General features: G+C 48.1%; 17 protein-coding genes and 1 tRNA gene. 13 read left to right on the top strand and 5 right to left on the bottom strand.

The genetic code is table 11. From position 1 onward, the window contains the following. The 6 genes from DVG78_RS30155 to DVG78_RS28925 all read left to right on the top strand — a co-directional run. Nucleotides 1–4,235 (top strand): beta strand repeat-containing protein (locus DVG78_RS30155; RefSeq protein ID WP_158550140.1); only part of this gene is annotated, 4,235 nt, incomplete at its 5' end. Between the two features lie 393 nt (nucleotides 4,236–4,628). Continuing rightward, complete coding sequence (locus DVG78_RS28945; RefSeq protein WP_114464502.1) at nucleotides 4,629–5,378, top strand: DUF5602 domain-containing protein; 750 nt, start codon at nucleotides 4,629–4,631, stop codon at nucleotides 5,376–5,378. 57 nt (nucleotides 5,379–5,435) lie between these two features. Beyond that, the gene (locus tag DVG78_RS28940; protein ID WP_114464501.1) at nucleotides 5,436–6,038 is read left to right on the top strand and encodes a c-type cytochrome; all 603 of its coding nucleotides are present in this window, start codon (nucleotides 5,436–5,438) and stop codon (nucleotides 6,036–6,038) included. A 447-nt stretch (nucleotides 6,039–6,485) separates the two neighbouring features. Further along, nucleotides 6,486–6,863 carry a LytR/AlgR family response regulator transcription factor gene (locus DVG78_RS28935; protein WP_114464500.1) on the top strand — a complete coding sequence of 126 codons (378 nt, stop codon included), beginning with the start codon at nucleotides 6,486–6,488 and terminating at the stop codon, nucleotides 6,861–6,863. Nucleotides 6,864–7,178: 315 nt separating this feature from the next. Continuing rightward, complete coding sequence (locus DVG78_RS28930; protein WP_114464507.1) at nucleotides 7,179–7,562, top strand: LytR/AlgR family response regulator transcription factor; 384 nt, start codon at nucleotides 7,179–7,181, stop codon at nucleotides 7,560–7,562. Between the two features lie 112 nt (nucleotides 7,563–7,674). Next, nucleotides 7,675–8,454: a DUF3050 domain-containing protein gene (locus DVG78_RS28925; protein ID WP_114464499.1), complete on the top strand. Its 780-nt coding sequence runs from the start codon at nucleotides 7,675–7,677 to the stop codon at nucleotides 8,452–8,454. Nucleotides 8,455–8,506: 52 nt separating this feature from the next. Here DVG78_RS28925 and DVG78_RS28920 read toward each other — a convergent pair whose 3' ends face one another. Further along, nucleotides 8,507–10,171, bottom strand: a complete 1,665-nt coding sequence (locus DVG78_RS28920) for an amidase (protein WP_114464498.1) — start codon at nucleotides 10,169–10,171, stop codon at nucleotides 8,507–8,509. A 258-nt stretch (nucleotides 10,172–10,429) separates the two neighbouring features. Here DVG78_RS28920 and DVG78_RS28915 point away from each other — a divergent pair. Together DVG78_RS28915 and DVG78_RS28910 are read left to right on the top strand one after the other, a co-directional pair. Further along, nucleotides 10,430–10,501, top strand: a tRNA-Arg gene (locus tag DVG78_RS28915). Nucleotides 10,502–10,861: 360 nt separating this feature from the next. Then, nucleotides 10,862–12,241 carry a sulfatase gene (locus DVG78_RS28910; RefSeq protein WP_114464497.1) on the top strand — a complete coding sequence of 460 codons (1,380 nt, stop codon included), beginning with the start codon at nucleotides 10,862–10,864 and terminating at the stop codon, nucleotides 12,239–12,241. Between the two features lie 12 nt (nucleotides 12,242–12,253). Here the strand turns inward: DVG78_RS28910 and DVG78_RS28905 are convergent, their stop codons facing one another. After that, nucleotides 12,254–14,371, bottom strand: a complete 2,118-nt coding sequence (locus DVG78_RS28905; protein WP_114464496.1) for an acylase — start codon at nucleotides 14,369–14,371, stop codon at nucleotides 12,254–12,256. Nucleotides 14,372–14,633: 262 nt separating this feature from the next. On the opposite strand from DVG78_RS28905, the gene DVG78_RS28900 reads away from it, so the two are divergent. After that, complete coding sequence (locus DVG78_RS28900) at nucleotides 14,634–15,284, top strand: YggS family pyridoxal phosphate-dependent enzyme (RefSeq protein WP_114464495.1); 651 nt, start codon at nucleotides 14,634–14,636, stop codon at nucleotides 15,282–15,284. 99 nt (nucleotides 15,285–15,383) lie between these two features. On the opposite strand, the gene DVG78_RS28895 is transcribed toward DVG78_RS28900, so the two are convergent. The 3 genes from DVG78_RS28895 to DVG78_RS28885 are packed head-to-tail and all read right to left on the bottom strand — an operon-like array spanning nucleotide 15,384 to nucleotide 16,931. Continuing rightward, a complete protein-coding gene (locus DVG78_RS28895) occupies nucleotides 15,384–15,710 on the bottom strand; it encodes a cupin domain-containing protein (RefSeq protein ID WP_114464494.1) in 327 nt (108 codons plus the stop codon). Nucleotides 15,711–15,745: 35 nt separating this feature from the next. After that, nucleotides 15,746–16,267, bottom strand: a complete 522-nt coding sequence (locus DVG78_RS28890) for a DinB family protein (protein ID WP_114464493.1) — start codon at nucleotides 16,265–16,267, stop codon at nucleotides 15,746–15,748. 28 nt (nucleotides 16,268–16,295) lie between these two features. Beyond that, nucleotides 16,296–16,931: a pyridoxamine 5'-phosphate oxidase family protein gene (locus DVG78_RS28885; protein WP_114464492.1), complete on the bottom strand. Its 636-nt coding sequence runs from the start codon at nucleotides 16,929–16,931 to the stop codon at nucleotides 16,296–16,298. Nucleotides 16,932–17,046: 115 nt separating this feature from the next. Between DVG78_RS28885 and DVG78_RS28880 the strand changes: the two genes are divergently transcribed. The 4 genes from DVG78_RS28880 to DVG78_RS28865 all read left to right on the top strand — a co-directional run bounded on the left by DVG78_RS28880 (nucleotide 17,047) and on the right by DVG78_RS28865 (nucleotide 21,147). After that, entirely contained in the window at nucleotides 17,047–18,480 is a 1,434-nt protein-coding gene (locus DVG78_RS28880) for an amidohydrolase (RefSeq protein ID WP_114464491.1), read from the top strand. Nucleotides 18,481–18,489: 9 nt separating this feature from the next. Continuing rightward, entirely contained in the window at nucleotides 18,490–19,968 is a 1,479-nt protein-coding gene (locus tag DVG78_RS28875; RefSeq protein ID WP_114464490.1) for an aminotransferase-like domain-containing protein, read from the top strand. A gap of 63 nt (nucleotides 19,969–20,031) precedes the next feature. Further along, nucleotides 20,032–20,619: an HD domain-containing protein gene (locus tag DVG78_RS28870; RefSeq protein ID WP_114464489.1), complete on the top strand. Its 588-nt coding sequence runs from the start codon at nucleotides 20,032–20,034 to the stop codon at nucleotides 20,617–20,619. Nucleotides 20,620–20,730: 111 nt separating this feature from the next. After that, complete coding sequence (locus tag DVG78_RS28865) at nucleotides 20,731–21,147, top strand: Uma2 family endonuclease (RefSeq protein ID WP_229598347.1); 417 nt, start codon at nucleotides 20,731–20,733, stop codon at nucleotides 21,145–21,147. The last annotated feature ends 12 nt before the right edge of the window (nucleotides 21,148–21,159 follow it).

Raw genomic sequence — 21,159 nt, 5'->3', positions numbered from 1 at the left:
TTACTCAGGTGACTTTGGCAGGCAATACGGCCACGGTCGGCACTGGCTCATGGAGCGTGGTGAACGGCACTGGCGGCTCATTCGGCAATGCTTCCAGCCCGACCTCTACTTTTACAGGCACAGCAGGTAGCACCTATACCCTTCGTTGGACGATTTCCAACGGTAGTTGTACTTCTACGGATGATGTGGTCATCACTTTCAACCGCAACCCGACCACGGCCAATGCCGGCTCGGACCAAACTGGCGCAGCTACCTGTGGTCTTACTCAAGTGACTTTGGCAGGCAATATGGCCACCGTCGGCACTGGCGCATGGAGTGTGGTGACTGGCACGGGCGGCTCATTCGGCAATGCTTCCAGCCCGACCTCTACTTTTACGGGCACTGCTGGCAGCCCTTACACCCTGCGCTGGACGATTTCCAACGGTAGTTGTACTTCTACGGATGATGTGGTCATCACTTTCAACCGCAACCCGACCACGGCCAATGCCGGCTCGGACCAAACTGGCGCAGCTACCTGCGGTCTTACTCAGGTGACTTTGGCAGGCAATACGGCCACGGTCGGCACTGGCTCATGGAGCGTGGTGAACGGCACTGGCGGCTCATTCGGCAATGCTTCCAGCCCGACCTCTACTTTTACAGGCACAGCAGGCAGCACCTATACCCTTCGTTGGACGATTTCCAACGGTAGTTGTACTTCTACGGATGATGTGGTCATCACTTTCAACCAGAGCCCGACTACCGCTAATGCTGGCCCCGACCAGACTGGAGCGGCTACCTGCGGGCTTACTCAGGTGACTTTGGCAGGCAATAGCCCCTCGGTAGGCACTGGCGCATGGAGTGTGGTGAACGGCACGGGCGGCTCATTTGGCAACGCTTCCAGTCGGACCTCTACTTTTACGGGCACAGCTGGCAGCACTTACACCCTGCGCTGGACGATCTCCAACGGTAGTTGTACTTCTACGGATGATGTGGTCATCACTTTCTCTACTGCGCCCGCCACGCCGACGGCGAGTGTGACGCTACAACCGACGTGCACGGTGCCAACGGGCACGATTGTGGTCACGGCTCCCACGGGTACGGACATTCAATACAGCATCAACGGAACCGACTATCAAACTTCTGGAACTTTCAGCGGGTTGACTCCTGCGACTTATTCGGTGACGGCCAAGAACATGGTAACGGGCTGCGTTTCCTTGCCCTTGAGTTTGACGGTCAATGCCGTGCCGAACGCTCCCGCCACGCCGACGGCGAGTGTGACGCTACAACCGACGTGCACGGTGCCAACGGGCACGATTGTGGTAACGGCTCCCACGGGTACGGACATTCAATACAGCATCAACGGAACCGACTATCAAACTTCTGGAACTTTCAGCGGGTTGACTCCGAACATGTATTCGGTGACGGCCAAAAACACGGCTACGGGTTGTGTTTCCTTGCCATTGAGTTTGACGGTCAATGTCGTGCCGAACGCTCCCGCCACGCCGACGGCTTCGGTGACGCTACAACCGACGTGCACGGTGCCAACGGGCACGATTGTGGTCACGGCTCCCACGGGTACGGACATTCAATACAGCATCAACGGAACCGACTATCAAACTTTGGCCACTTTCAGCGGGTTGACTCCGAACATGTATTCGGTGACGGCGAAAAACACGGCTACGGGTTGCGTTTCCTTGCCATTGAGTTTGACGGTCAATGCCGTGCCGAACGCTCCCGCCACGCCGACGGCTTCGGTGACGCTACAACCGACGTGTACGGTGCCAACGGGCACGATTGTGGTCACGGCTCCCACGGGTACGGACATTCAATACAGCATCAACGGAACCGACTATCAGACTTCTGGAACTTTCAGCGGGTTGTCTCCGAACATGTATTCAGTGACGGCCAAAAATACGGCCACGGGTTGTATCTCAGCGCCTTTGAGTTTGACGGTCAATGTCGTGCCGAACGCTCCTGCCACGCCGACGGCTTCGGTGACGGTGCAACCGACGTGCACGGTGCCAACGGGCACGATTGTGGTGACGGCTCCCACGGGTATGGACATTCAATACAGCATCAACGGAACCGACTATCAAACTTCTGGAACTTTCAGCGGGTTGACTCCTGCGACTTATTCGGTGACGGCCAAGAACATGGTAACGGGCTGCGTTTCCTTGCCCTTGAGTTTGACGGTCAATGCCGTGCCGAACGCTCCCGCCACGCCGACGGCGAGTGTGACGCTACAACCGACGTGCACGGTGCCAACGGGCACGATTGTGGTAACGGCTCCCACGGGTACGGACATTCAATACAGCATCAACGGAACCGACTATCAGACTTTGGCCACTTTCAGTGGGTTGACTCCGAACATGTATTCAGTGACGGCCAAAAACACGGCCACGGGTTGTATCTCAGCGCCTTTGACTTTAGTTGTCAATACTGTGCCAGGCGCACCGACGCTGACGGATATGACGCTGACGCAGCCCACTTGCGCCTTGCCGACGGGTACGGCGGTGGTCAATGCCACGGGTTCGGGGACATTGGAATACTCCAAAGATGGTATGGACTGGCAGTTGAGCAATACATTTTCAATGTTGTCTCCCGCCAATTACACGTTCAGTGTTCGTTTGCAGAGCAATCCTACCTGCGTAGCAACATCGACTTTGCAGACGATTAATGCGGTTCCTGTACCAACGGCTACGATAAGCTACGTGGGTAGTCCATACACCAATACAGGCACAGCGACGGTAACCCTCACGGGGACGGCGGGAGGAACTTTCAGCGCCACCCCGTCAGGGTTATCGCTGAACGCATCAACGGGAGAAATCAATTTAGCCACCAGTTCTTCTGGCAGTTACACAGTAACGTATACAATCGCCGCCAGCGGTAGTTGTGCTGAGGTGACAGATACTGCATTGGTTGCCATCATTGTCCCAAATCTTGCCCAAATCATTTATGTCAATGGCTCAAATACGTCTCCAAGTCAAGATGGTAGCAGTTGGTCGAAAGCTTTTGCGAATTTACAAGCGGGCTTGAGTGCGGCCTCGATTTTGTCAGGAGGAGATATTCAAGTTTGGGTTGCGGCGGGTACCTACAAACCTGGGACTTTGCGTAAAGATGTTTTTGAGATTCCTTCGGGCGTACAAGTTTACGGAGGGTTTGTCGGAACAGAAACTGAGTTGAGTCAAAGAAATTGGAATATACAAAAGACGGTTTTAAGTGGAGAAATCGGCACTTCATCTTTGGCCGACAATGTAAACCATGTAGTTGTGCTGAGTGCCACAAATGACACAACCCGTTTGGATGGTTTTGTGATTGAAAAGGGGTATGCTGATTTTTACGTAGCGGCACAAGGCGCAAATTTAGATCAACCTTCCTTGTTGTCGTCGGGCGGGGGGATACTGGTAATCAATAGGAGTAAAGGTTTGATAACGAACTGCTTGATTACCAACAATCGGGCCATTGGCGGTGGCGGAATTCTGCTCAGAGACAGCAGCGAGGTAAGTATCACAAACAGCATTATAGCTGGCAACGAAGCTACCTTCGGGGGCGGTATTTACATGGAAAGTGCAGGGCGTCCACATTTGGAAAACTTACTGATTGTTTCCAACAAAGGATTAGGCGGTGGATTGTACCTCAATTACAGCGCACCGATACTGACGCATTGTACAATTGCTTCCAATCACGGCGTTAACGGTACGCAGGGTGGGATTTTTAACTCGAATTCTTCAGGGATGCTGCAAAACAGTATTTTATGGGGCAACAGCGGTGTTCAAACAACCCCTGGAATTAGTATTCGATACAGCATTGTGGAAGGTGGATTTGCGGGAACTGGCAACCTAAACCAAAACCCATTGTTTATCAAAGCGACGCCAAGTGGGCTGGCACCGACGGTGAATTTGGGAGACTATCACTTGCAACCGTGTTCGCCCGCAATCAATGCAGGCGACAATGCGGCGAGTACGTTGCCTCTGGATTTGGACGGGAATGTTCGTCCTTATACAACGGGCTTGGCGATTGTCGACATGGGATGTTATGAAAGCCAAAGCACAGGTGGCGCTGGCCCTGCCATGTTGAGCGTGAGCGAGCCGATAACGGGCGGAACGGTGTTAAAAACAGGCGGTCGTATCACGGCTACCAATCAGGTGTCAGGCGCGACGGTGGAGTACCGAGGTAGCCAATCCGTGACACTCCTGCCGGGCTTCAGCGCAGCAGGTACTACTTTTCAGGCGGTCATAGGTGACTGTCCCAATTAGTAAGTCAATAGCTTATTAAGCCCACAAAAAAGAGGCCGTCTCAGCGTTTTGAGACAGCCTCTTTTTTGTGGTTTGATGGTTCAAACTATCCCCAAAATTGTCTTTTAATCGTAAAACTTTTGACGTTGGTTTTGAGAAAAAAAGCGCCTAAACCAAGCTGTTTTTATGTTTTTGTTCAAAATGAGTAAAAGAAAGTCCAAAATGAGGAAGCGAAGTTGTGCGCTATTCTGAGAGCCTTTGCCATTGCTTCGTTGGTGGTCCAGAATGAGGAAGAGAAAGTCCAGTTTGTGCTAACACCTGCCTGCCAAAATCGGCCAATTTTGTTTCACCATTCTATCGCAGGATTGGAAGTGGATTTCCACTATTATTTACTAAACACTTAAGTACAATCACATGAAACAATTATTGACATTCTGGCTGTTGGGCCTGTTGTTTTTGACAGGTTGCGACAAAAGCAATGAACCCGTTGCCACAACTTTCAGCGGCAAAGAAGAAACCCTCGGCAACGGTAAAGCGTACTCGTGGGTTAAGTTTTCAGCCGACAATATCCCTACTTCTATCGGCTTTACGCTCACCAAAGGTGCCTTGGATAACCTGTCCCACGGAGGTGTAGCTTTGGTACTTAACCTTCCTGCCGAAGCCGTTGGCAAGACACCTTTTGACCACATAATGCTGGATTATCTGCACACGGGCCACGAGCCTCCGGGGGTGTACGATGTAGCGCATTTTGACATGCACTTTTATATACAGCCATTAGCCGAGCGCAAGGCCATTCCGTTGTATGAAATCGCTCCGGCTAAGTTTGATAATTTGCCAGCGGCGGGTTTTATCCCGAGCAATTACATCCGATTGCCAGCGGGGGTGCCCGAAATGGGCGTTCACTGGGCCGATCCCGCATCTCCTGAACTATCGGGTAAAGGCAAATTTGCCGAAACGCTGATTTATGGTTCTTACGACGGAAAGTTGACTTTTATGGAGCCGATGGTCACGCATGAGTTTCTGAAGAGCAGTCCTAATCTGACAAAAACGATGCCACTACCCGCGAAGTTTGCCAAGGCGGGATATTACCCGATGAAGTACAGCATCAAGCAGGTTGGCGACGATATCGTGGTAAGTCTCGACGATTTGATGATGATGCAATAACATACCGACGCGTTTTATACAACCCATTTTTTTGTTCACCCTTTATCAATCGGTATTATGAAAAACACACATTATGCCATTGCTGCCATTGCTTTATTTGGTACGTCTGTATTGATTGGTTGTACCGCAAACTCGGAGAATCTCGAAAAAACCGAAAAGTCGGCCGTTAAATCGGAAGAAGCAATCATTAAACGGGGCGAATACCTGGTAGGCATTATGGGCTGTCAGGATTGCCATTCCCCCAAACGAATGGGAGCGCAAGGCCCCGAAATTATTCCTGAGTTGCATCTTTCGGGCCACCCCGCCGACCACCCCATTGGGAAAGTAGTGCCAGAAGCATTGAAGAATGGTTGGATGTTGTTTGGCCCCGACGGTACAGCGAGTGTAGGGCCTTGGGGCGTCAGCTTTTCGGCCAACCTTACTTCTGATGCAACGGGTATCGGTACGTGGTCATACGAGCAATTCAAAACGGCTTTGACACAAGGTAAATCCAAGGGACTGGCCACCGCGCGTCCGCTTTTACCACCCATGCCTTGGGTAAACTATACAAATATGGCGGAAGAAGATATTGAAGCTGTATTTAAGTATTTGAAAAGCACTAAACCAGTCAAAAATGCGGTGCCGGCCCCCATTCCACCAGATAAGTTGGCTCAACTCTAACGGGTTGTTGAGGCCCTAAAAATCTTTCGTGGTAGAAAGGGGAAGGAGGTAAGGGTGAGCGATTCACAAATCATCACCCGCCTCCTTTTACCATACTACCATTTCAATTTACATCACCCTTTTTCTACCGATGAAAAAAATGTTTCACTTCCTTTCGGATTTGCTTTTGAGTCCGAGCGTTTGGGGGCCTAAGGCAACCCGAACTGGCACTTCATGTGCCCACCAATCCCCCGCTTCTGACCTGTATCCAGCCCTAACAGGTGGATGAAACAGTGCGTTTGATTTCTTTAACGACACAGGCTTCAACAGCGCTGTGTCTTTGTCGTGTACTCCACCAAGACAATCACTTCGGGGCTGATATAGTCAGCCGACGTCATTGCTTGGGGGTATGGCCACAGCGAATCCCTTGTTAGATGGTTTTAATTTAACTTAAATACGGAAGAGGAGATGAATACTTTTTTAGGTGTTGTGCCTTCTGAAAGCAAAATGGCATTGCCACGCTTTCGAACCAAGGAAGGTGAGCGGGCGGTTGACCTGCGTCGAATCGTGTACCTGAGTGCAAAGAGTAACTATACCCAGTTTTATATGGAAGACGGTGAGGAGGTAATTACGTCTCATTCGCTGAATATATACGTCGAATTATTAGAGCAATATGGCTTTATCAGAATTCACAAGTCGCATTTAGTGAATGGGTATCATTTGAAAAGTTGTCGGTTACGACCCGATAGAGTCTTGAAGTTGCCCAATGGGAGCGTCATTGAAGTGGCCCGGCGGCGCTATTTGGAATTGAAAAAAAAGGTAAAAAGTCAAAGACAGGCCTCTTGATTGATTGAGCAACTTGTATGACTAATACGGGACAACATTATGTCACAGAAAGGGCACTTTTCTGTTGGATATACCGCATTTAATTATGATATTTTATGGTGAATAAGTGACCGATTGCCTGAAAGTGCAGTCTTAAGAATACAAAAAAAATAAGTGTATTTACTATAATTAGGACATTCTTGAATAGGGTTTAAGGATTTGATTGGTAAAGTGTTTGTTATAAATATATGCTTTTTAATGCATTGTAAGTGATTGTGTTATCTTCTTTATGAGACACAAATAATACTGGTGTTGCAAAATAAACAAGAAGCGAAAATGAATACTTTTCCCCAGGTTACTCCTTTTGAAAATGTAGTGTACTTGCCTCGTTTTCAAACCAAAAACGGTAAAAATACGATTAACCCAAAGCAGATTTCGTTTTTGGTAGCTCAGGGAAATTATACCCTATTTCACCTAAAAACGGGCGAGCTTGTTCTGACTTCTTTGCCGTTGGGGAGCTATGTGTCAATGTTGGAATGGTATGGGTTTGTTCGTATTCACAAGTCGTATTTAGTAAATTTAGATTGTTTGCTGGAGTGTACAATTCAGAGCTTTAGCATTGTTACTTTTCCCAATGGCGAAGTGGTGGAAATTGCGCGTCGAAGAAGAAATAAATTGAGAAAGCTATTCGAGATACATCAAATAATTTTTAATCCCTAAAAATATCCATTGGCGGCCTGATTCGTACGTAGTACTGAAATTGTCTTTTTTTAGAACTTTTTCCTTTTTTAGTGTTTATACCTAAAAAGTTAAGACAAACACACAGTACAGCATGACCCCCATTCAACAATTACAACTGAAAATCGCCCCAATTCGGGAAGAACTGGTCGGCCACCCCATTTATAAAAGCGTTCAGACGATAGAGCAGCTTCGGGTTTTTGCCGAAAATCACGTCTTTGCCGTTTGGGATTTTATGTCCCTATTAAAAGACCTTCAACAGTCCCTTACGTGTGTAAAAGTGCCTTGGATGCCCGTAGGGAGTGCGAACACGCGTTATTTAATCAACGAAATCGTGATTGGAGAAGAAAGTGACGTGGACGAAAAAGGCATTCGCATGAGTCATTTTGAACTTTATTTGGCGGCAATGCAACAAATGAGTGCTGATTCTACAGCCATTAAAGCCTTGATACAGGGGTTGCAGGAGGGAAAAACACTGGTAAATGGACTCTCCGAAACCGGAGCTGCACAAGGCACGCAAGACTTTGTCCGACAGACGTTTGCGTTTATTGCTACCCAAAAACCACATGTGGTGGCTTCCGTTTTTACGTTTGGGCGTGAGGATTTAATTCCTGATATGTTTTTGGCGTTTATTAACGAATGGAAGGGGGAGGATTCGGCGCGCGTAGCCAAATTTAAATACTATTTGGAGCGTCATATCGAAGTAGATGGCGATCACCACAGTCATTTGGCGATGCAGATGGTAGAAGAACTCTGCGGAACTGACCCTCAAAAGTGGGAAGAGGCCACAGAAAGCGCCATTGCTGCACTCAAGAGCCGAATAGCGCTTTGGGATGCCGTATATGACCAGATTTTAACCTTGGAATTGGCATAAAACGAAAAAAGGGTTGACACATCTGCCAACCCTTTTTCGTTGCTACATACCTTTAAATGTTAGGATGTTTCTTGTGCCAAAAAGTAGCATCCTGATATACTTTGGCCACGGCCAGCAATTTGGCTTCGCTGTACAATTGTGCGGTAAAGGTGATGCTCGTCGGCATTCCGTTGCGTTTAAACCCATTGGGCAAACAAATGCTGGGGTGGCCCGATAGGTTGGTATAGGTCAGGTTTCCACCCGCGTAGGTGGGCGTGATGTACACCTCAATCCGTTCTTTTTTAAGTAATTGGTACAAATCCTGAATCATTTTGGTACGCACACGCTGTGCCTGCACATACTCAATGGCGGGGATATACCGCGCCGAGCGAAACTCGTTGGGCCATGCATTTTTGCTTTGACGCACCATTTGGTCGTCTTTGTTGGTGAGGGTCAGTTCATCAAACGCGGCCCCACCTTCAACGCCAATGGTGATGGTCAAATCACCCACGGGATAGGAGGGAAGCTCAAATGGAACCAGCTCGGCTCCCAGTTCGCGGAGCTTGACCAAAGTGATTGAGTCATTGGCCCGGTTGGGATAATTGGACTCAAAGGCCTTTTTCAGATACCCAATGCGCGTTCCTTTTAAGGTTTTTAATGGCTCATAGTTAAAAGGAACATCTCTGACGGTAGCATCCTGTCCGTCAGGGCCTTGGATGGCGTTGAAGACCAGTGCACAATCTTCCACAGAGCGGGTCATGGGGCCGATTTTGTCCATGCTCCAGCTCAGGGCCATGGCACCGAAGCGGCTCACTCGTCCAAAGGTAGGGCGCAGTCCGGTGACCCCGTTGACGGTAGAAGGTGAGACAATCGACCCGAGGGTTTCGGTGCCGATGGCAAAGGGCAAACAACCCGCCGAAACCGCCGAGCCTGAGCCCGCCGACGAGCCACTGGCGCCCGCTTGGGTATTCCAAGGGTTTCGGGTTTTGCCGCCAAACCATACATCTCCCATTGCAAATTCGCCCACCGACATTTTGGCAACCAACACAGCCCCCGCTTTTTCGAGTTTTTGGATGACGGTAGCGTCGTACGGAAGCTGCTGATTTTTGTAAATATTAGAGCCCCAGGTAGTAGGGTAGCCTTTTTTTGCCAATAAATCCTTGGCTCCGTAGGGAATACCGTGCAATGGGCCACGATAAGTGCCCGCTTTGAGTTCGGCATCGGCGCGGGTGGCTTGGGCCAACGCCAGATCTTCGGTAAGCGTAATCACGTTGAGCAGTGTGGGGCTGTATTTTTTGAGACGCGCCAGAAAAAACTGTGTAAGTTCCACGGAGGAAATCTGTTTTGTGCGAATCAGTTCACCGAGTTCCGCCACGGTGTAGTACGCCAGACTATCGCGTACAGCGGGTAAAGTAATCTTACCTAAGGAGCCCGCTTTAAATGGTTTCTTCACTTTTTCAAACTCGAAACCTGTGGGAACGGGGTCAAAAAGGAGGGCCGGAGCCACGTCGTTGGTCAAAGTAATTTTACGAATCCGTTCAAAACCTTTCAGTTGGTCGGTGAGGTTATCGAGCATCGAGTCACGCTCGGCGGGGGTGAATTCAATGCCAAATATTTTTGAGGCATAATTGGCAATATCGGCAGTAATGGGTTGGTCGGCTGCTTGGTAGGCTGTTCCGAGAAAAAAACTGCCCAAACAGGCAACAAAGACAAAAAGAACGTAAATTTTTTTTTTCATGTAAAGTTCTGTTGATGAGTGAATGGAAGTAATAATAGTAACAATATAAGGATAGAACGTGTTTGCAATTTAAGACAAAATTGTATATTTGCAGCCCGTTTGAGTGGATTGTCGGCCATTAGAGGTATTTTCAACACAGTTCAAAACGGAAGACATATTTTGCACCCGTAGTTCAATGGGTAAATTTATGTTTTAGGTATCATTGGTAGGGCGGTACGACGTTTCGTTTCGAGTACTTTCGTTTTTTTGACATATTTTGCACCCGTAGTTCAATGGATAGAATTGTGGTTTCCGGTACCATCGATAGGGGTTCGAGTCCCTTCGGGTGCACTAAATTGATTCACGGTGATTCGTGGTAGTACAAAAAAGGCCTTAGATTCGTTTCTAAGGCCTTTTTTGTTTAATTACAAAACCCCGTTTTGTACTTCGAGCTTCGTGGTCTCTTTTTAGGTTTTTTGGAGATGGTCGATGGTTTTGCTGACTTACATTTAGGAGTTCTAAGCTATATCCCACGGAAATGCGCGTTGGTGTCACAGACTTTGGCTATGTGAGGCTAAATGATTGAAATGCAAAATTCTGAGGAAGCCAGAGGAAGCCATCATAAATAATGAAAAATAACCCACGATAAAAACTAAGGGAGTGCCTTTTAGAAAGTAATGAATAGTATAAACCTTTCCTGGGGTACGTAAAATGAATAAATCAACGATTTTGTCGGTCGTAATGGCCGTGGGCTTTTTGTTGAGTCAACAAAGTGTTGCCCAAACGAAGCGGCCCAATATCATCTTTGTTCTGGCCGACGATTTGGCAAAGGCAGATTTGGGGTGCTACGGCAATCCATTCAACGAAACTCCCAATATTGACCGACTTGCCAAAAACGGCATAAAATTCACCCAAAGTTATTCGGCTTGTCCAGTATGCTCTCCTTCACGGGCGGCTATCATGACGGGCAAGCACCCTGCTCGACTCAAACTGACCAATTTTTTGGTGGGCGAGCGTACAGATTCATTGTCGCCGCTGTTGCCTGCCAAGTGGACAAAGTACCTTGGTGCATCAGAGATAACCTTGGCCGAGCGGCTCAAAACCCAAGGTTACCGTACTGGCTTTGTGGGGAAATGGCACCTAGGCGGTGGCGATTCGTTGGCTCCCTGGGGGCAGGGGTTTGATTACTCCCGAATGATTGGTAAAAATGGGCTTGATTACTACAATTACGGTATTTACGAAGATAGTTTCCAAAAAACGTTTGAAGACAAAGGAACTACTTACTTGACCGATAAACTTACGGATTATGCCCTTGATTTTGTCAAAAAATCGGATAAAAACCAGCCTTTTTTCCTTTACCTCTGCTATTCGGCACCGCACGTATTTCTGATTCCCCGGGGCGATAAAGTGAGCAAATACCTCAAAAAATACGAAAAATTCCAAGGGAAGTATAACCCCTATTATGCCGCGATGATTGAAAGCCTGGACGATGGCGTCGGCGAAATTATGAAGGCGCTGGAGGCGCAAGGGTTGGCCGAAAACACCCTCGTAATTTTTACTTCCGACAACGGTGGCGTGGGAATTCCTGAGCTTGGGCCTATTCCTACTACGGCGGGTAACCTGCGTAAATGGAAAGGATTTACCTACGAAGGGGGTATTCGCGTTCCTACCCTTATTTCGTGGAAAGGCACCTTGCCCGCGTCGCAGACGTGTGACCAGTATTTTATCAATACGGATTATACGCCTACGCTGCTAGAAATACTCGGGCAAGAGCCGAATGTATCTCCTGATGCCAAAAGTTTTTATGCACTGCTCAAAAACCCCAACGCCGCGTTTGACCGGGGATTGATTTTTTGGCATTATCCGCATTTCAGCAATCAACTGAGTCGACCGTCGGGGGCGGTGCGGCTGGGAGATTGGAAGTTGGTAAAAAGCTACGAAACCAACGAAACGGCGCTGTTTAACCTCGGCAATGATGAATCCGAAACCACGGATGTGAGTAAAACAAACCCTGATAAAGCCAAGGAGTTACACCAAAAGTTGACCGAATGGCTGACGAAGATTGATGCCAACATGCCAATAAGAAAATGAGCTATTATTTTGTCATTTAAAGACCGTTTTTTCGACTAAATGCTGTTCGGCTTCTTTTCGAGTAAACCAAACGGGGCGCATTTTCTTTTCGGAAAGAAGCGGCAATTGGTCGTTGTTGTGTTTGGAATCGGGTTGGGAGGCGTTGCCATAACTCGTCAAAACCTTCGCTTTTAAAGGTTTTGAGAATTCTATGGCTGCCACGTAGGTGTCGCCGTGGGCGGGGAGGTATTTGCCGTCGGTGGGGGCTCCCAAGGTCATTGTTCTGAAAACGCCCATGGGGCCTGGGCCGCCATTGCCGGGTAAGTCAACGCCGCCAATTCGGAACCTAAATACTTCACCCCAAGCCACGTCCAAGCGCCCATAGGTTGCTTTTACTTCTTTGGCGGCTTCCAACAAGGCATTCAGGGCCGCTTTTGTATCGGCGAGACCGTTGGGGGTATTGACGGGATCGTCGAGGTTCCAAGGTGTTGCAAACAAGGTTGAAGATGTGCCTAGAGAATTAAGTTTTTCTGTTCCTCCTACCCATTTTCTCACAAAACGGTCGAACAGAAATGCTCCTTTGCTGTCGTTGTCGGTGTTGTGGTCCCAGTTGGCCAATACTGTGGCGACTTCTTTGGCTTCGGGACTTCCATTGAGGTTGGCGGCGGCAATCAGGTCTTTTAGGATGCGGTCGGCCAGTTCCATGCGGGTAGAGAGTTTCAGTTCAATAAATTTATCCAGCGTGATTTTATCGGATTCCATCAACATTCGCACCGAGCGCTGTGTTCTGAAAGACATACTTGGCCCGGGCGCCATGTAAGCTGGGAAATCTTTGTGGTTATTGGCCATCGGGACGGTGGCGGTCCAAGGGGACTCGTTGGTGTTTTGTAACCAACCCGTCGCAGGATTACGTACTTTCGGTAGGTCTTTGTAGGGATGGGTTTGGGTCCACAAGGTGGCCGATGTATCGCCCCTGACCACGCCCGACCAGTAATTCCAATCACCCAATGGGCGTACGGGCACTACGGCGTTGAAAAGATTGAAAATATTGCCTTTGTTGTCGGCAAACATCAACGTGTACATCGGGATTTGCAGCCGACTGATGGCAGCTTCAAACGCCGCTAAATCTTTGGCCCGGGCCATGTCCCAGTATTGTTCAAGAATGCCCGATTGCCCCAGTCCCGCTACGCGCATTGCAATGAGTTTACGGCCTTTTTCGCTCACTACGGGGCCATGAACCGAATGCCGAATCACCATTTTTTCTTCTTTCAACGTCCCATCGGGCTGTCTTATTCTTAACATTCGCTCTTTGGTCTCGAATGCTTTTATTTTTCCGTCCCACTTGTAGCCTCCTTCGGCGGGAGTGAGTTCATAAAAATCCTGTCCGTCGTTGGTATTGACGGTTTGGGCGTAGCCTGCCGTTTCGTTGAATGCCATCGTCAATACAGGAAAGCCCATGCGACTGATGCCGTAGGTATTGACGCCCGGTGAAACCAATTGCGCTTCAAAATACAGGTATAAATCTGACCACGGAAGGTGAGGATTGGTTAATAATAACGTATTGCCACTGGCTGATTTGGACGGCCCGACGGCCCAGGCGTTGGAGCCGTTTTTGTCGCCCTGCATTTTTTCGGCGGCGGCTACCCGCGCCTGCGGGGCCAAAAACACGAAATGGGTGATGCGTTGGGCATGAGCAATCAAATCAATGGCCGTAACGGGCAAAGCCCTTTTTGCTTCGTTGCTCAGTTTGTCGGGGTGCTCGTTGGCGTATTCATTCACGCCCGTCGCAAAGGCGTCCAGATTTTTGCGCATAGCGGGTTTTTGGAGGGCGTACCATTCGGTGGCGCGCTCATAGATGCTATTGGTGATTACCCAACGGTCGGCCTGAGCGTATTTCTCTCCCCAGTATTCAGCGCCTTTGCCGCGCGCTTGCCCATAGAGTTGTAGGATAAGGTTCCCGTGATTTTGGGTTTGTGCCCAACCGTACGCGTAAAAAAGACTCTCGTCATTTTTGGCGTAAATGTGCGGCACGCCCCAAGTGTCCCACAGGATTTCTGCCTGTTTGTAAGTGGTTTTGGACTGGCCGAACGCGTATTCCAAACGAACGAAAGTTAGGATTGAAAACAGGAAAATAAGCGGTTTTTGGAGCATGTTGAATCCGTTAAAGCAACGTGAAGTGTCGTGTTTTTACGTAAATCAACCCAGTGAATAAGTTGATTTATCCAACTGCAAAATAATGAATTGCCAATTATTATTTTAGTAATAGCCTGTATTTTAGATTATTGTTCTTTTAAAATTATAAAATGCCAATGAATAGTAGGAGATTTTAAATAACGAGCGTCGATGCTTTCGGTAAATCGCTTTTTTTCAGTCCCTGAAAGAGGTAATTTTACGGGAAATGATTCAATGAGTTATGTCAATTGCTGAGAATATACAACGCATAAAGGAGGAGATTGCCCCCAAAGCCCGCCTGATTGCCGTCACCAAAACCAAGCCCGTCGAAATGCTCATGGAAGCCTACGAGGCGGGCTTTAAGCGGTACGGAGAAAACAAAGTGCAGGAAATGGTGACCAAATACGAACAAATGCCCAAAGACATTGAGTGGCATTTGATTGGACACTTGCAAACCAATAAAGTGAAGTACATTGCGCCGTTTGTGGCCCTGATTCACTCGGTCGATAGCTTTAAATTGTTACAAGAAATCAACAAGCAGGCGGCAAAGAACAACCGCGTCATTGACTGTTTGCTTCAGATTTTTATCGCCCAAGAAGAAACCAAATTTGGCCTTTCGGAAGAAGAAGCCAATGAATTGCTGGCGTCGGATGAGTTTAAGGCTTTGGAAAATGTGCGCATTGTAGGACTCATGGGGATGGCTTCCAATACCGAAAACGAAGACCAAGTTCGTTGGGAATTTAGGGTATTGAAGCAGTTTTTTAACAACCTCCGAGCAGCTCATTCTTCAATGACAGAATTGTCGATGGGCATGAGCGGAGATTATCTTCTCGCCGTAGAAGAAGGCAGCACGCTGGTGCGCGTAGGCAGCGCTATTTTTGGCTCAAGGTAACCTAACCGTCAGACGGGTGTACTTTGAGTAGTTGTACCCGTCCGACGGTTGGAATTTAAAAAACTTCAGACGGGTGTGTTTTCGTCCGACGGTTAGGTGCTATTCTTCAATGACAACGGGGCCGAAAAACAGCACCCAAGTCGAAAAGTCCTCACTAAATGTCGTGAATTTGTGGGCGGCGTAGGCGGGTACGAATAAAAAATCGCCCGTTCTGACGTCAGTGATTTTGCCTTCCAATTCAAAAGTAGCCTCGCCGGTGGCAATAATATAGACTTCGTCGCGGTCGTGCGGGGTTTGCTTATCGACAAGATGAGGTTTATATAACTCTACATCCAACGTACTATTTTGAAAAAGCAGCAAAAACTCCTTGTTGTGTTGGCTTAGCTTTTCGGTGGCATCGGCGAGGCTTACTTTGTGGGGAAACATGGATGTACAGGTTAAAACAATGTTGAAATCTACGCTTAAATCAGTGAAAAATAACGCTCCTTCAGAACCTTCAAGTGGTGAATCGGATGCCCAATCAGCACAAATCCCAAGGCCAACGGACTGATGCGTTGGTTGAAACTAATGCCTTCGCGGTGCAGCATTTCGTCGCTGAAACTTTTGAAAAGGGCAATCGTGGATTGACGAACCAACGAGAACTCCCCCAATAAATCGTCAATGCTGCGTTGGTTAGCGGTGGTATTGGCCCCAAACAATTCTTCGTCGTAACCGGGAAGCGCAGTTTTGTCATTGCGGGCAAAGCGCATGGCACGGTACGACATAATGCGCTCGTTGTCAATGAGATGTTGAAGAATGTCTTTGGCTGTCCACTTGCCCGGGGCGTACACTTGGTCGCCTAGTTGAAGCATGGCCTGTCGGATGGCCTCGTCGTGGTACATATTGGCCGTTTGTTTGAGTCCCTCCACCACGTCGATGTCGTCGGCGAGGAGGATATAACGGTCAAAAAATTGGGGCATGTGCTGAATATCAGAGCGTTTCATGTTGATTGATTATTCCTGTTTGTAACATTTATGATAAATGACGGAGATGCTCAGGCAAAGGTACATTTTTACTGAAATCATCGGCAACGGGTATCCCTCGACCGCTCCGCAACGGAATCAAGCCCGACCAAATCGGTAAGTCCAAATCCTCTTTTTCGTCGTTGGGCATTCCAGTACGGGTTTTGGCCGACGCTTCCTCAATTTTGAAACCCAAAACGGTCGTTTTCCTTACTTCGCTTTCGGTCATGGGGCGGAGATAACCCCAACTGTTAGGAACTATTTTTTCGGTAATCCATTTCAAAACTTCTACTTTTTTATCGTATTCTTCTATCTTTTCTGCCGTAGAAAATAAGATAACTGAACGATAATTGACGGAGTGACTAAAGGCCGATTTTGCCACCACGAGCGCATCGGTCAACATCACCGTAATGCACACGGGAATGCCTTTTTCGATTTCACGAATGAAATGACTACCCACCGAGCCGTGCAGATAAAGTACGTTTTCGTAGCGGGCAAAGGCCGTCGGAATGGAAAATGGTTGGCCATTGATGACACAACTGACGGTGCAAAAAAGCGCTTCGTCGAGAATGGAATAAACGGTTTCTTCGTCATAATGAGCGCGTTTGGCGGAGCGACTAGGGATGGTACGGGAAGTGGGCTGCATGGGTTGAATATTTGGCTTTTTTTTGACAAAATTATACCTTTACTGGATTGCTATACGTGTCCACTTTTGACAAATTGAGTAGTCCACTTCTTTCACCTAAAACTAAAAACCAACGATGAGAAAGTATTTTACATTATTCTTATTTCCGCTCATGGGGAGTGTGTTAGCCCAAACGCCGCCCAATAAAGCCCACGAAAATGCCATCAAAGAAATCAACCAAAAAGAAAAAATGTATGGGGCGATGGCCAAGCAGATTTGGAACTATGCCGAGGTGGGCTATCAGGAAGTGAAAAGCTCCGCATTGCTTCAGCAACAGCTTCAGAAAGAAGGCTTTAAAGTGCAGGTGGGCGTGGCCGATATTCCTACGGCGTTTGTGGCGACCTTTGGCGAAGGAAAACCCGTCATCGGGATTTTGGGAGAATTTGACGCCTTGCCGGGTCTTTCGCAAGACTCCATCCCCGTCAAAAAAGCCATTGGCGGCATAGCAGGTCATGCCTGCGGGCACCATTTGTTTGGCGTGGGTTCGATGGCGTCGGCGATTGCCGTTAAGAATTGGCTCGTTCAATCGGGGCACAAAGGAACGATTCGCTTTTATGGAACACCCGCCGAAGAAGGTGGCTCGGGAAAAGCTTATATGGTGAGAGAAGGTTTATTTAAGGATGTGGACGTGGTATTGCATTGGCATCCAGGCGATTCCAACAGTGCCAGCTCGTCGTCGTCCTTGGCAAATAAATCGGCTAAGTTTCGTTTTCGGGGCATTTCATCCCACGCGGCGGGAGCCCCCGACCGTGGGCGCTCGGCCTTGGATGGGGTAGAGGTAATGAACTACGCGGTCAACATGATGCGTGAACATATTCCTTCGGCCACCCGGATTCACTATGTCATTACCAACGGTGGTAAAGCGCCCAATGTCGTTCCTGATTTTGCCGAAGTGTATTATTACGTACGTCATCCGAGTCGTCAGTACGTGGCTTCTATTTGGGAACGCGTACAAAAAGCGGCGCAGGGAGCGGCGTTGGCCACTGGTACTACCGTAGAGGAGGAGGTCATTGGCGGAGTATACGAATTGTTGCCCAACGATGTGTTGGCCCAAACCATGCACAATAACCTTAAAGCCATCGGTGGGCTGAAATACACCCCCGAAGAAATGAAATTTGCCGAACAAATCCTGCCTACACAAGGCATGGGGATTCGGGAGATAGCTTCGGCTGAAAGAATAGAATCCTTAGAAAATGAGGGACTTACGAGTGCATCTACCGATGTGGGTGACGTAAGCTGGAACGTGCCTACGGTGGGTTTGCGTACCGCCACTTGGGTGCCTGGAACTCCTGCACACAGTTGGCAGGCGGTGGCAGCGGGGGGGATGAGCATCGGGCGGAAAGGCATGATAGTGGCCGCCAAAACGCTGGCAATGACGGCCATTGATTTATTTCAAAACGAGAAAACCATCACTGATGCAAAAGCCGAATTTGAAAAACGGCGGGGAGCCGATTTTAGCTATAAAGCATTGCTCGGCGACCGCAAACCAGCGTTGAATTATCGTGATTAAAAAGCCAAAATGATTGCTTATCAGACCCTGTTGACCATTGACAAAACGGCAAAACTGCCTGCATATCTCCAACTGGCGAATCAGATGATGAATCTGGTTCGCGGTGGAGAGTTGCGGGCGGGGCAAAAACTACTCGGGACACGTCAATTGGCGCTGTTTTTGGGCATTCATCGTAAAACAGTGGTGCAGGCCTACGACGAATTGTTGGCGCAGGGATGGCTCGAAAGTAGAACGGGCAGCGGCACTTATGTTGTGGAGAATTTGCCCGAAATAAAACCGCAGCAACTGGTCGATGGGCAAAAAGAACGCAGAAACCCCACCAAAACGGCGGGTTTTTCTTTCGAAACATTGCCGCACTTATGGCGCCCTGCGTTGGTTTCGGGCCAAGAACTTCACTTGGACGACGGCTTTCCAGACCCTCGGTTGGCTCCGCTTAACGAGCTGACAAGGGCGTATCGTAGCAATCTTTTACAGGGAAATCGGTACGTGCGGCTAGGGTATGGAGATACCAAAGGCTCCGCGTGGCTACGGCGCGAACTTGCCCTGTATCTGAATGAAACCCGAGGTTTGAAAATCACCGACGAGAATGTGTTGATTACGCGCGGCACGATGATGGGGCTGTATCTGGTCGCGACAGGTTTAGTAAAAAAAGGGGATAATGTGGCGGTAGGAGCACTGAGCTGGTCGGGGGCAAACATGAATTTTTTGCAGGCGGGGGCACATCTGCTCCCACTGCCCATTGATGAACACGGGTTGGTGGTGGAGGAGTTGGAGCAATATTGTCAAAAACAGCCCGTTCGTTTGGTGTACCTTACTTCTCATCACCATTATCCTACAACCGTTGCCTTGCGGGCCGACCGCCGCCTGAAACTCCTGCGCTTGGCCGAAGAGTACGGTTTTATCGTTTTTGAGGATGATTATGACTATGACTTTCATTATTTGAGCAAACCTCTTTTGCCATTGGCGAGTGCTGACCCCGCTGGTACGGTGCTGTACTGCGGCTCATTTACCAAGGCTATTTCGCCAGCGTTTCGGGTGGGATATTTGGTTGGACCCGAAAATGTCATCAATCATTTGGCCCAACTGCGACGGATTATTGACCGCCAGGGGGATTTGGTTTTGGAAAATAGCTTTGCCGAATTGCTCCAAAACGGCGTTATTCAACGGCATCTGCGTAAGTCATTGCGAGAATACCGCGAGCGGCGCGATGTATTTTGCGAATTACTGAAAACACAGATGGGCGAGTACCTTGATTTTCAGATTCCTGACGGCGGGATGGCCGTATGGAGTAGGTTTAGTAAAGAAATTAATTTGGAACTTTTGGCCGAAAAAGCCATCAAAAAAGAACTGATTTTTTCAAACGGAAAACACCATGATTCGTCTAGTAATGCGCTGAATTCCACCCGTTTGGGCTTTGCATCGTCGACGGTAGAGGAACTTGAAAAGTGTGTGAATATTTTGAGAAATATAATTTTGAAGGGGGCATAAAACGTTAATAATTGGAAATCTCAATCTTTTCCTAAAAATTGTACCTTTATTTTTTCGGCACCAATGAATATTGAAGACGTAGAAAATTATATACTTGAAAAGCTTCGTAAAAGCCTTTCGCCTACGCTCTATTATCATGGGGCTCATCACACCGACGATGTTGTGGCTTCGGCGCTTACAATTGCGGAAGCGGAGGGGATTGTGGATGACGAATCCTTGATTTTGCTCAAAACAGCGGCCCTTTATCATGATTTGGGCTTTATTACTACTTACCGCTGTCACGAAGAGGAAGGTTGTCGCATTGCGCGGCTTATGTTGCCTCATTTTGGGTACGATACGGTTCAGATTGAAAAAATATGCGGAATGGTGATGGCCACCAAAATTCCGCAAACTCCCCATACGCACTTGGAACAAATCATTGCCGATGCCGACCTCGATTATTTGGGGCGTGATGATTTTTGGCCGATTGCCAACTCTTTATACGAAGAACTCCGCGAACGGGAAATGGTGGCCGATATACAGGCTTGGAACAAAATTCAGGTGAGTTTTCTAACGGCGCATACCTACTGGACCGCGTCGGCTCAAGCAGGAAGAAATGCGCAAAAACAGGCTTATCTGGATGAACTCACTGAGATCATAAAAACGTATTGATTGGCTTGGACATAGGTAGATTTGTTATCATTGAATAATTGATTTATCTTAGATAAAAAATATTTAGCGATTATGGAAACACCCGCATTAGAATTTGAAACAGAAGATGTTATGTCTTATAATCATGCTAAAATTACCTATAGACTGGCTAAAATGTTGAGTATTTATGATGAACAATACGATATTCTGCCCGAGTTGGAATTTGATTTATCTCATGGCCGAGCCAAGCCCGATGTAGCCATTTGTCATCGGAATAAAGTGAGTTGGTTAAGAGATATTATAAGACCTACTCAACCTCCTTTACTGGCAATAGAAATACTTTCACCTCGTCAGGCATTGAGTGATTTAACCGATAAATCGTTGGATATTTATTTCCCTTCGGGGGTTGATACAGTATGGGTGATTATCCCTCAGTTTAAGCAGATTACAATCATGACCGTTACAGGGCAGGAAAATATTTCAACTGGCATCATACACAATGCTCCTACTGGAATTTCTCTTGAAGTAGGAACGCTATTTGCAGAATAACCCGATTTTTCT

This window comes from Runella aurantiaca, assembly GCF_003339505.1.
GTDB classification, from domain to species: domain Bacteria; phylum Bacteroidota; class Bacteroidia; order Cytophagales; family Spirosomataceae; genus Runella; species Runella aurantiaca.
Note: the sequence above shows the minus strand (reverse complement) of the source record. Positions and strands in the feature narration are given on the sequence as shown.

Bases quoted from the DNA above. Each gene is read 5' to 3' on its own strand.
- DVG78_RS28945 (WP_114464502.1), top strand. From the start codon at position 4,629: ATGAAACAATTATTGACATTCTGGCTGTTGGGCCTGTTGTTTTTGACA.
- DVG78_RS28940 (WP_114464501.1), top strand. From the start codon at position 5,436: ATGAAAAACACACATTATGCCATTGCTGCCATTGCTTTATTTGGTACG.
- DVG78_RS28935 (WP_114464500.1), top strand. From the start codon at position 6,486: ATGAATACTTTTTTAGGTGTTGTGCCTTCTGAAAGCAAAATGGCATTG.
- DVG78_RS28930 (WP_114464507.1), top strand. From the start codon at position 7,179: ATGAATACTTTTCCCCAGGTTACTCCTTTTGAAAATGTAGTGTACTTG.
- DVG78_RS28925 (WP_114464499.1), top strand. From the start codon at position 7,675: ATGACCCCCATTCAACAATTACAACTGAAAATCGCCCCAATTCGGGAA.
- DVG78_RS28920 (WP_114464498.1), bottom strand. From the start codon at position 10,171: ATGAAAAAAAAAATTTACGTTCTTTTTGTCTTTGTTGCCTGTTTGGGC.
- DVG78_RS28910 (WP_114464497.1), top strand. From the start codon at position 10,862: ATGAATAAATCAACGATTTTGTCGGTCGTAATGGCCGTGGGCTTTTTG.
- DVG78_RS28905 (WP_114464496.1), bottom strand. From the start codon at position 14,371: ATGCTCCAAAAACCGCTTATTTTCCTGTTTTCAATCCTAACTTTCGTT.
- DVG78_RS28900 (WP_114464495.1), top strand. From the start codon at position 14,634: ATGTCAATTGCTGAGAATATACAACGCATAAAGGAGGAGATTGCCCCC.
- DVG78_RS28895 (WP_114464494.1), bottom strand. From the start codon at position 15,710: ATGTTTCCCCACAAAGTAAGCCTCGCCGATGCCACCGAAAAGCTAAGC.
- DVG78_RS28890 (WP_114464493.1), bottom strand. From the start codon at position 16,267: ATGAAACGCTCTGATATTCAGCACATGCCCCAATTTTTTGACCGTTAT.
- DVG78_RS28885 (WP_114464492.1), bottom strand. From the start codon at position 16,931: ATGCAGCCCACTTCCCGTACCATCCCTAGTCGCTCCGCCAAACGCGCT.
- DVG78_RS28880 (WP_114464491.1), top strand. From the start codon at position 17,047: ATGAGAAAGTATTTTACATTATTCTTATTTCCGCTCATGGGGAGTGTG.
- DVG78_RS28875 (WP_114464490.1), top strand. From the start codon at position 18,490: ATGATTGCTTATCAGACCCTGTTGACCATTGACAAAACGGCAAAACTG.
- DVG78_RS28870 (WP_114464489.1), top strand. From the start codon at position 20,032: ATGAATATTGAAGACGTAGAAAATTATATACTTGAAAAGCTTCGTAAA.
- DVG78_RS28865 (WP_229598347.1), top strand. From the start codon at position 20,731: ATGTCTTATAATCATGCTAAAATTACCTATAGACTGGCTAAAATGTTG.